The 312-nt window shown below is 59.6% G+C and carries 1 pseudogene; it reads right to left on the reverse strand.

Annotation, left to right across the window (positions count from 1 at the left end):
* A pseudogene (locus AC3XQU_RS23545) lies at positions 1-312 on the reverse strand (ribonucleoside-diphosphate reductase subunit alpha); the annotation flags it as partial.

The raw sequence follows: 312 nt of genomic DNA on the forward strand, positions 1-312 counted from the left end.
TTCGGATGGCGAGAACAGGGTCCACGGGCCGTCATCGAAGACGCGCTTCATGAACAGGTCCGGGATCCAGTTGGCGGTGTTCATGTCGTGGGTACGACGACGATCATCACCGGTGTTCTTGCGCAGCTCGATGAACTCTTCAATGTCCATGTGCCAGGTTTCCAGGTAGGCACAGACAGCGCCTTTGCGCTTGCCGCCCTGGTTGACCGCTACGGCGGTGTCGTTCACCACTTTCAGGAACGGTACTACGCCCTGGGACTTGCCGTTGGTGCCCTTGATGTACGAACCCAAGGCACGCACCGGGGTCCAGTC

It is taken from the genome of Telluria sp. AZSoR62, assembly GCF_058111565.1.